Raw genomic sequence first — 10185 nt, forward strand, 5'->3', positions numbered from 1 at the left:
GCTTATGAATTACGGCAAAATCATGTATCTGCTTTGCCTTATCATGCTGGCATGAGTGATGAGGAAAGAACTATTAATCAAACTAAATTTATCAGAGATGATGTTGATGTAATTGTAGCAACTGTAGCTTTTGGCATGGGAATTAATAAACCAGATGTGCGGTTTGTGATTCACTATGACCTGCCCAAAAATATAGAAGGTTATTATCAGGAAACTGGTAGGTCTGGTCGAGATGGGGAACCTGCTCAATGTATTCTATTTTTTAGTTATGGCGATAAGAAAAGTATTGAATATTTAATCGATCAAAAAGATGATGAGCAAGAAAAAAGAATTGCCGAACAACAATTAAGAAGAATTATTAATTATTCGGAAGCTACTGATTGTCGTCACCGGATTTTATTAAGCTATTTTGGGGAAGATTTTCCGGGAAATTGTGGGAATTGTGATAATTGTAAATATCCCAAACCAATCGAAGATTGGACTATTGAAGCAATGAAGTTTTTGTCTTGTGTGGCGAGAACTAAAGAAAGGTTTGGCATGACTTATATTATTGAGGTTTTAAGAGGTTCTAAAAATCAGAAAGTTTTGGAGAGAAAACATGACAAACTTTCTACTTATGGCATTGGTAAAGATAGGAGTGTTGAGGAATGGAAAAATTTAGCAAGGTCTCTTTTACATCAAGGTTTAATGGAGGAAACAACTGATGGTTATTCGGTGTTGAAGCTGAATCAAAATAGTTGGGAAGTAATGGGCAGAAAAATCAAGGTAGAAATTGCCATAGAAAAGAAACATAAGATTGAGAAAACTACTACTTCTTTAGCAGCAGATGAACAAAGATTATTTGAAGAGTTACGAGCATTGCGGAAAAGAATTGCTGATGAACAAATGGTGCCACCTTATGTAATTTTTCACGATTCTAATTTACGAGATATGGCACAGAAACGTCCTCAAACATTAGATGAATTTATTGATATTTCTGGGGTGGGTACTGGGAAGCGAGATAAGTATGGCAAGCAGTTTATTGAGGCGATCAGAAATTATTGTGCAGAGTATGGTTTACCTACTAATTCGGAACCTATTCGAGAGTTAGCAAAAGTTGTTGATAATAGTCTTTCTATGACGGTGATGGAAACATTGGAATTGTATAAAAAAGGATTAAGTATTGATGCTATTGCTAATGAAAGGGGGCTAAAATCTACCACTATTGCTGGTCATTTAGCTGAGTTGATAGAAAAGGAACAACCAGTAGATATTGATAGGTTGGTTAAACCAGAACATCAAGAAAAAATTATTGCAGCAATAGAAGAAATAGGGGATGAAACATTGAAACCTATTTATGACTATTTACAAGAGCGTTATAGTTACGGTGAAATTAAATTAGTTAGGGCATTTTGGCGGAGCGAACAGTTATATTTTTAATAGAAAAAGTGGCTCGTCTAGTAGATTAGCGATCGCTCTGGTTATGAGGAAGGCGATATAGCTGCTGCTAGGCTCCACCTTTCATGTTGCGCAGCGAAACGCGACAGCGGAACGGAGTTCTATCGCCTGTTTTATCTATGTCAATATTTACCGAATTTTTGGTGTAAGAATTTCTCGTTCTAATTCTTGAGCAGTGTCTATCCATTCTTGCATGATTATTTCTACATTTTGCAGTGCTTCTTGATAGATTTCTCCATCAGAATTATCCGATCATCCTCAAAAAATCTGTTACATTCGCTACACATTTTCTTAATTGGATGACTATACTTGAGAAGTATAAAATTATAATTACTATTATATAAAAACTATAGTGCTATAGTACAAATGACTACTATTACAACAAGAGAAGCTGCTTTTTTATTAGGTATTTGTTGTCAACGAGTAAGAGTTCTACTTTCTCAAGGTAGAATTAGAGGTGCTTATAAGGATAAAGGATTTTGGCAAATTCCTGTTTATGGTGAGCGGAAAATGCCTGTGGTCGTACCAGGTACAAGAGGTCCGAAAGGTATTTGGTGTCATCAGGAACGAAAGAAACCGACGATAATTCATGTCAATCAACAGAAAATAAAAAAAAATGGCAAGAGAATCAAGCACGATCCTCTAATGACTCCCGATAAATTGAAACCAGTAGTATCTGTGAAGCAGAGAAACCGTAATGATTTGGGGTATCAGATAATTCTTAAGGGTGAGTGTCGTATAGTTTATAAGCCCTATCAACCTTTAGATTGTGGCGCTCATTTGTGGATTGAGACTTACGATCCGGTTCAATTTGTGGATACTCAGTTTAACCCAGTGACCGCGAGGCGAGCTTATAAATATGTCTGAGATTAATAGGATGAAACGTTTCTAATCTACCGCAAAAAATAATATTGAATTCAAAAGGCGTTGCTGCATTTGCTCATCGTTCAATTTTGTAATTTGATTGTTTTTTGGATGAGGCGATTTTTAGAGGATGCTTGGTGATTCTTAGGTTATGCTGGGCGATCAATCAAAAATTATTCATAAATTATGCCAATATTGAGCGTGTTTTTGGTATAGGAATTTCTCGTCCTAATTCTTGAGCAGTTTCTATCCATTATTGCATAATTATTTCTACATTTTGCAGTGCTTCTTGATAAGTTTCTCCATCAGTAATACAACCTGGTAATTCTGGAACTTCTACTATAAATGCTCTTGTTTATTGACTCCAATAGAGGATTATTTCGTAGTGTAGCATTGGCTTAATTTTCTAGATAATATTTAATAATAACTGCACGAAACTGAAGATTCAAATAATAGCTGAATCTCTTGAAAATAATCTTCAATCAACAAAATGAATGTCTTCTATAGATTCTTTTGTTTGTTGTAAATGTGCCAACATTTGAGATTCTCCAATCCATTCATCAAAGTCAAAACTATGGAATAATTCATCATTATTAAAGCGGGCAATAAATTCTTCTGTTGATAACTGATACTTAGTTTCAAATTCTTTTAAGCGTTCTTCTGTCTTTTTAATTCCTGCTTTGACACTCTGCAACCTTTCGGACAAAGCAGTTTGAATAATTCGTCTGAGGGAATCTGGATCTTTTGACCTGAGTTTTAGTTCAGCCATAATCTGTTTTGATATTTTTAGTTGATATATTGCCTATAATTATACCAAATTTTCACATATTTAGTTTTCCTTCCATCCAGATACCCTAATATGATTAAAATTAACAGTATCAATCTCTATTTTTTCTAGATAGTTTGCCAACTTAAAATCGTCAGTTAATACTAAATATTTTCCTTGTGCTAAACTGATAATTCCACTGTCAGTTAAACCAAATTTAGTAAACTTGTCTACTTGAGTTGCGGTGCTACTTTCGACATAAAATTCATCCCATTTAGTTAATGCTTTTGCTAAATATTCTAGAGCTTGAGAACGTTCTGGTTCACTGAGCTGATTGATGAAATTACTCACTTCGGTCAGAATATTAGGAGTGACAACAATTTTGGAAAAATACGATATTATTTCTACTAAAAAATCATAATCTTTTGGTGAAAACTGTTCAGTACGATTAAATTTATAAATGCGCTTTTTATTAACTGAACCTACAAACAATAAAAGTAGAATGTTTGTATCAACTATAACTCCTTTGCGTTTATATTTGCCAAATAGTTTGCGAATATAATCTATCATAATTCGCGAATTTTCATTGATTCAACTTTACCTGTTTCAGCGTTAACCTTAAAAACTTTATATTCCCTCTCTTTTTTTAAGAAAAAACTTTCTTCTTCTCCTGTTGTATTAGCAATAAATCCCAGTGTAATTAACCAATATTTTCTGTCTTCTGAGAACTCTACTTCTTCTAGTCTTAAATCTTGAATTTTATATTCTAATATACTTTGAAGAGATTGCAAATATTTCTTTGCAGCAGAAACCGCTATACGAACATTAATTTTATTGTTATTAGCTCTATTGTTGCTAGATTTTGCTGCCATGATTATCACTCCTTGATTTGATTCTTTTTTGTGGGTAATATCTACTTTCTTTAGGATAGCACAAAAAATTGTAATAAAAAAAGTAGCGATCGCGAAGCGGAACGGAGTTCTATCGCCTATTTTATCTATGTCAATATTGAGCTTATTTTTGGTGTAGGAATTTATCATCCTAATTCTTGAGCAGTTTCAATCCATTGCTATAAATGCTTGGTCTTCTTGACTCCAGTAGAGAATAGTTTCATTATTTTTACTTAAATAAAAATACTGATATTTAGATCGATTATCTATTTAAAAATCAGTATTTATACCATTTTTGATAGAAAAACAAAGTGAGACAATAAACTAAGATGAATTCAATAGTAATTCGTAAAAATCAACAAATCAGGGATAAAATTTATGGCGATTTTAGTACCAGATGACTTGAACACTTTACCTCAAAAACTTACAGAAGGTGAAAAAGCATTAACAAATGCTTTGTGTGAAGTTCTTGATGATAATTGGACTGTGTATGTTCAACCTTACTTAAATGGTTTAAAACCTGACATTATCATATTTTGTAAAGATGCTGGTATGGGAATTTTTGAAGTTAAAGATTGGACTCCAGATGTTCATAGAATTCAAGGCAATAAGAAAGACGGATATCAGTGGGAAGTTCGCGCCAAAGATACTGGTAAATGGCACAAAGAAGACTGTCCTTTCAAACAGGTGAAGAAGTATCACGATTCTATTTTTAAATATGAGATACCTATTTTGGGTTCTAAGAAAATACTTAACGATCAAGTCTACGGTTTAATTAGACGTTTTGTTTATTTTCACAAACATAAAACTGCTGATATTAAAAGGCGAGTAAGAACTATATTAGATAAACATTCCCATGTTTTTGGATGGGATGATATTGAACCTAAAAATCTTAGACAACTCCTAGAAGAACGTAATCTTAGACACGGTTCTAAATTTGCTAATTTAATGCAGGAAATAGGATTAGCAGATCGTTTAGCTAATGCGTTAGCTTTTCCTAAACATGGCATGACAAATATTGAACATTTACTTAACCTGACTAAAAAGCAACGGGAAATACTAAATAAGCAAAAAAACTCTCGCCGTACTAGAGTGAAAGGTGCTGCTGGTTCTGGAAAAACGTTGTTGTTAGCTCACAAAGCTGCTATTGCTGCTTCAGAAGAAAAAAGGGTTCTTGTAGTTTGCTATAATATTACATTGGTAAATTACATTAAGGACTTAGTAAAACGTCTAGCTCGTTATTATGGTAAAAAAAATGGTAAGCTAGATTGCTATCGCAAGATTGAAGTAGGTCACTATCACCGTATTTTTACAGATGAGAATTCATCAGAGGAGGAGATAACTGACGAAGAGAAAATTGATCGGAAAAATACAAGAGAAAATAATCTAAATGATAAAACACCTGTAGATGTATTACTCATTGATGAAGGTCAAGATTTTAAAAGTGCTTGGGTGAAGGATTTACAGAATATTTGTCAAGAAAACTATGAGTTTATGTTTTGTGAAGATCGTCGGCAAAATATATATGGTTGTGAAGAAATAAGGAGAGAATCAATACCAAAGTTAGTAGGTGCTCCTACGAAACTTAAAGAGTCTTTTAGAATCCCAGAACAAACAGCAAAACTAGCTAATTTTCTTGCTGATTATACTAAACTAGAAATAGAAGATAATGTCAAATCAATGAAACCACTTCAAGGCAATCTTTTCGTGCGCAATTTCTGGTTTAATGGTACATATAAAGAATCAATTGAAGCTTTAAAAGTAGATGTTAAAAATTTAACTAAAGATAGAAATAATGCTCGTGCAGATATAGCAATTCTAGTTTGCTCTGTAAAAGATGGGTGGGAAGTATGTAAAGTTTTAAATCAACTCAGTTTACCTTATCAACCTGCTTTTGAGTCTCAAGAAGAAAATGAGAAGCTGAAAAAATTTTATGCTGGAGATTCAAAAAAAATCAAAGATAAGGTCGATGAAATAAGGCGGGGGTATAAAACTGCTTTTTGGATGCAAGGTGGAAGGATAAAAATTTCTACTATTCACAGTTTTAAAGGATGGGAATTAAGTAATATATTGGTGTTCTTTAATCCTGATGAAAAGCAACAAAATGAACATAGCAAAGAGCTTCTTTATACAGGGATAACTAGAAGTCAAGAGTGTCTAACTGTTTACAATGCTAGTTCTTTGTTTAAAGATTTTGGGGATGCAGCTATTTCAGAAGGTTGTATTGAAGCACATCCCATGTATCGAAAATAGGTATTAAGCAATATTGACAAAATTAAAAAAGGGCGGGCAAATATTCACCCACCCTACCAATAGATAATTAATAATTAGAGATAGCTTTCCTTATCCATTAATTATCCATTATCAATTATCAATTATCAATTAATTACTCTATCCCCTCAATTCTATCCTCCACTTGCTGATACAACTCACGCAACCGATCCAAATTACTCTCACTGGTCTCCCAATAACCGCGACCGTTCACTTCCAATAATGTAGTCACCATCTTCCGGAACGAATGCGGATTCAAATTCAACAACCGCTGCTGCATCTGCTCATCTTTAATAAATGTCTCATTCACATCTTCATAAACCCAATTATCAACTGCACCAGCAGTCGCACTCCATCCCATGGTATTCACGAGACGCTTTGACAACTCCCGCACTCCTTCATAACCATGAGACAACATTCCCTCATACCATTTGGGATTCAACATTTTTGTCCGAGCATCCAAACGTACCGTCTCAGATAATGACCGAACCTGAGCATTCGCTGTCGTGGTATCTGCAATATAAGAAGATGGTTTTTTCCCATCATCCCGGAGAGTCGCGACAATTTTTGTCGGGTCAGAATCAAAATAATGACTTACATCGGTCAAACTAATTTCTGACGAATCTAAATTCTGGAATGTAGCATCGGCAGTTTTCAATGCTGACTCAAATACTTTCCGGTTATCTTCCATCATTCCTGGGTTATCAGAATTAAAAGCAAAGGACTTGCGCTTCAAATACATTTCCTGTAATTCCGACTCCTCTTCCCAGGTACTATTCTCAACTGCCAAATTAACATTAGCAGCATAGGAACCCGAAGCATTAGAAAATACCCGCGTTGCAGCTTGACGTAAATTTACTCCTAAATCTTCCGCTTGCTTGAGAGCGTGTTTCCGGACAAAATTCATCTCTTCCGGTTCCTCTGCTTCTGCTGCCATTTTCACAGCTTTATCCAAAAGGTTCATTTGATTGATAAATAAATCTCGGAATACACCGGAACAGTTAATAACTACGTCAACCCGCGGACGACCTAATTCTTCTAATGGAATTAATTCCAACTTATTCACTCGACCCAAAGCATCAGGAATAGGTTTGACACCTACCATCCACATTACCTGAGCGAGAGATTCGCCGTAAGTCTTGATATTATCGGTTCCCCACAAGACAACAGCAATAGTTTCTGGATATTGCCCACCATTTTCTTGCATTTGCCGTGCCAATAAACGGTCAACCACAATTTTTGCCGATTTAACAGCAGCAGCAGTAGGAATAGACTGGGGATCGAGAGCGTGCATATTCTTACCAGTAGGCAAAACATCCGGGTTCCGAATAGGGTCGCCACCAGGTCCGGGTAAAATATATTCCCCTTCCAACGCTCGTAACAGAGAACCTAATTCATTATCAGCACAAACCTGCTCAAGGCAAAATTCCAAATATTCAAACAGAGGTTTAATAACTTCGGCATCAACATCCGGAAAACCTGCTGCTTCTAAAGCTTCTATCCAAGGTGCTTTTTTCCTCATATTGAAGAAATTGAGTTTGCTCACCATCGAAACTCGACCTTCAGCATCAGTTTGTTGTTGTACCAACGCAGCAACAGCAGCACGAGTCGCTTCCGTAATATTCTGTACTAACTCCACATCGGCGAGAATACCCTTATTATTGTTTTGGTAAAGTTCCTCAATATCGCGGTTAAGACTATTAGCAATAATTCGAGGTAAACCAGTTATCTCTTCCTCTTCTCGGTCTAGACTAGCAATATTTACCAAAGTAGCGATCGCCTCTTCAGCACTAGGAGGTTTACCAATAATGTGCAAACCACAAGGCAACAACCGAGACTCAATTTCCATCAGTCTACGGTAAACATCCCCAACAATTTTATCCCGTTCCTCAGCAGTCAACTCCTGAGCATCCTTTTCTGGCAGCGTCACATCCTGGTCTAAATTCACTATCCGACACTTATCCATAATAGTGTTGACAATGGGAATACCTCGTCCGCTATCCTTCAAAGTTTGATAGGAACCGATCAACTCGTTCAACTCCTGCAAACCTTTATATAAACCAGCATTTTCCGCAGGAGGAGTCAAGTAAGAAATAGTCTCAGCATAACTCCGACGTTTAGCAATAGTCGCTTCACTCGGATTATTCGCTGCATAATAATAGATATTGGGAATACTGCCAATGAGATTATCTGGATAACAATCTCCAGACATTCCAATTTGCTTACCAGGCATAAATTCGAGAGAACCGTGAGTACCGAAATGTAGCACCGCATCAGCTTTCCAAATTTGTTCTAAATAAGTATAGTAAGCAGCAAAACCATGATGGGGACTAGCGGAACGAGAGAACAACAACCGCATGGGGTCGCCTTCATAACCAAAAGTTGGTTGTACTCCAATAAAAACGTTGCCGAAACTCTTACCGTAGATTAATAAATTTTCGCCATCGCTATTCAGGTTTCCTGGAGGGGGTCCCCAATTTTCATGTAAACGTTCGGAATATGGTGTCAAACTTTCATATTCTGCAACTGACATCCGGTGAGCAATATTCAACTCCGGACTTTGATACTGAGCAGTCGCATCATGGATGACTTGCTTCATCAACTCTTCTGCGGAGTCTGGCAAGTCTTGAATATCGTAACCGTTGTTTTTGAGTCCTTTCACAACTTCATAGATGGAACCGAAAACATCTAAATATGCAGCAGTACCAACATTTCCTTTATCTGGTGGGAAACTGAAAATAGTAATAGCAACTTTTTTATTCAGTTTAGGTTTACGTCTGAGAGTTGCCCACTTCAGAGCGCGTTGAGCAACAGCTTCGATCCGGTCTTGGAGAGCGATCGCTTTTCCGGTCGCCCCATCCCGTCCAGACATAATAATAGGTTCGATCGCTCCGTCAAGTTCGGGAATAGCTATTTGCAAAGCAACTTGTATGGGGTGCAAACCAAGTTCGCTTTCTTCCCATTCTTCAGTAGTCTGGAAAACCAGAGGTAGGGCAACCATATATGGTCGGTTCAACCGTTTCAAAGATTCGATAGCTTTCGGATGGTCTTGTCTAGCAGGTCCGCCAACCAGTGCAAAACCAGTTAAAGAAATAACTGCATCTACTAATGGTGTAGGTTCAACTCCCTTAGCAGCAGTTTCCCAAAAATAGGCATCCACTGGTTTAGAAAAATCTAACCCTCCAGCAAATACAGGCACAACTCGCGCTCCCATTGCTTCCAATTCTTGCAACATGGCAACATAGTGAGCGTCATCTCCCGTAACTAAGTGGGTACGCTGCAAAACTAAACCAACACAAGGAGCGAGGGGGTCTTTCAAATCTTCGGAAATGTCTTTGCGATTGTTGTACCAGGTGAGATATTCTTTAACATCCTCAAACATTTTAGGTGCAAGGGGATGCCAAACACCCATGTCTGGGTAAACCACTGGATCGACATATTGAAAAGAACTTTTTTTCTCATTCTTGAAAACATATTTGTCTGCCAACATCAGCAAGAAATTTTCCAAGTTTTCCGAGGAACCCCCTAACCAATATTGGAAACTGAGCATAAAGTTCCTAGCATCCTGCGCCTTATCAATAGGCATATACTTCAGCACTTTCGGCAGAGTTTGCAGCAACTTCAGCATTCCATCCTGGAAAGAAGAACCAGATTTTTCCTTCCGCTTCCGCATAAATTGAGCAATCGCGCTTTTACTCTGACCTAGTTGGGCCATTGAAAAGCTGCCCATTTTATTCAGGCGCATTACTTGTGGCATGGAAGGGAAGACAACGGCAACATCTAATTTATCGCGGTGGGGGGTAACAGCCTCTACCACTTTTTCGGCCAAGTCTTCAATGAAAATTAGGGAAGCAATAAAAATGTTAGACTCGTCTAAAAACCTTGACTTATAAAGAATTTTTACTTTCTCTTACTCAAAATGCTTTTTTTACCTTTCTCCTTTTACTTAATCCCGTT

The 10185-nt window shown here is 36.8% G+C and carries 6 protein-coding genes and 1 pseudogene; 3 read left to right on the forward strand and 4 right to left on the reverse strand.

What is annotated here, in order from left to right; all coding sequences use genetic code 11:
* The coding region (locus F6K22_RS18955; RefSeq protein ID WP_293101110.1) for a RecQ family ATP-dependent DNA helicase at positions 1 to 1419 on the forward strand (1419 nt) is incomplete at its 5' end.
* Positions 1420 to 1803: 384 nt separating this feature from the next.
* Positions 1804 to 2304 (forward strand): hypothetical protein, encoded by a 501-nt coding sequence (locus F6K22_RS18960; protein ID WP_293101113.1) that lies wholly within the window; start codon positions 1804 to 1806, stop codon positions 2302 to 2304.
* 475 nt (positions 2305 to 2779) lie between these two features.
* Here F6K22_RS18960 and F6K22_RS18965 read toward each other — a convergent pair whose 3' ends face one another.
* From F6K22_RS18965 to F6K22_RS18975, 3 genes are read right to left on the reverse strand one after another with little or no spacing between them, the layout of a single operon-like run.
* Positions 2780 to 3070 (reverse strand): hypothetical protein, encoded by a 291-nt coding sequence (locus F6K22_RS18965; protein WP_293101116.1) that lies wholly within the window; start codon positions 3068 to 3070, stop codon positions 2780 to 2782.
* A gap of 60 nt (positions 3071 to 3130) precedes the next feature.
* Entirely contained in the window at positions 3131 to 3637 is a 507-nt protein-coding gene (locus tag F6K22_RS18970) for a PIN domain-containing protein (protein ID WP_293101118.1), read from the reverse strand.
* Entirely contained in the window at positions 3634 to 3939 is a 306-nt protein-coding gene (locus F6K22_RS18975; RefSeq protein WP_293101121.1) for a hypothetical protein, read from the reverse strand. The genes F6K22_RS18970 and F6K22_RS18975 overlap by 4 nt, the downstream gene beginning before the upstream one ends.
* Positions 3940 to 4335: 396 nt before the next feature.
* Between F6K22_RS18975 and F6K22_RS18980 the strand changes: the two genes are divergently transcribed.
* On the forward strand, positions 4336 to 6210 hold the full coding sequence (locus tag F6K22_RS18980) for a DEAD/DEAH box helicase family protein (RefSeq protein WP_293101123.1): 1875 nt from the start codon (positions 4336 to 4338) through the stop codon (positions 6208 to 6210).
* A gap of 133 nt (positions 6211 to 6343) precedes the next feature.
* Here the strand turns inward: F6K22_RS18980 and F6K22_RS18985 are convergent.
* Positions 6344 to 10105, reverse strand: a pseudogene (locus tag F6K22_RS18985) (magnesium chelatase subunit H); the annotation flags it as partial.
* Between the last annotated feature and the right edge of the window lie 80 nt (positions 10106 to 10185).

The organism is Okeania sp. SIO2F4, from assembly GCF_010672385.1.
Classification (GTDB): Bacteria; Cyanobacteriota; Cyanobacteriia; order Cyanobacteriales; family Microcoleaceae; genus Trichodesmium.

Bases quoted from the DNA above. Each gene is read 5' to 3' on its own strand.
- F6K22_RS18960 (WP_293101113.1), top strand. From the start codon at position 1,804: ATGACTACTATTACAACAAGAGAAGCTGCTTTTTTATTAGGTATTTGT.
- F6K22_RS18965 (WP_293101116.1), bottom strand. From the start codon at position 3,070: ATGGCTGAACTAAAACTCAGGTCAAAAGATCCAGATTCCCTCAGACGA.
- F6K22_RS18970 (WP_293101118.1), bottom strand. From the start codon at position 3,637: ATGATAGATTATATTCGCAAACTATTTGGCAAATATAAACGCAAAGGA.
- F6K22_RS18975 (WP_293101121.1), bottom strand. From the start codon at position 3,939: ATGGCAGCAAAATCTAGCAACAATAGAGCTAATAACAATAAAATTAAT.
- F6K22_RS18980 (WP_293101123.1), top strand. From the start codon at position 4,336: ATGGCGATTTTAGTACCAGATGACTTGAACACTTTACCTCAAAAACTT.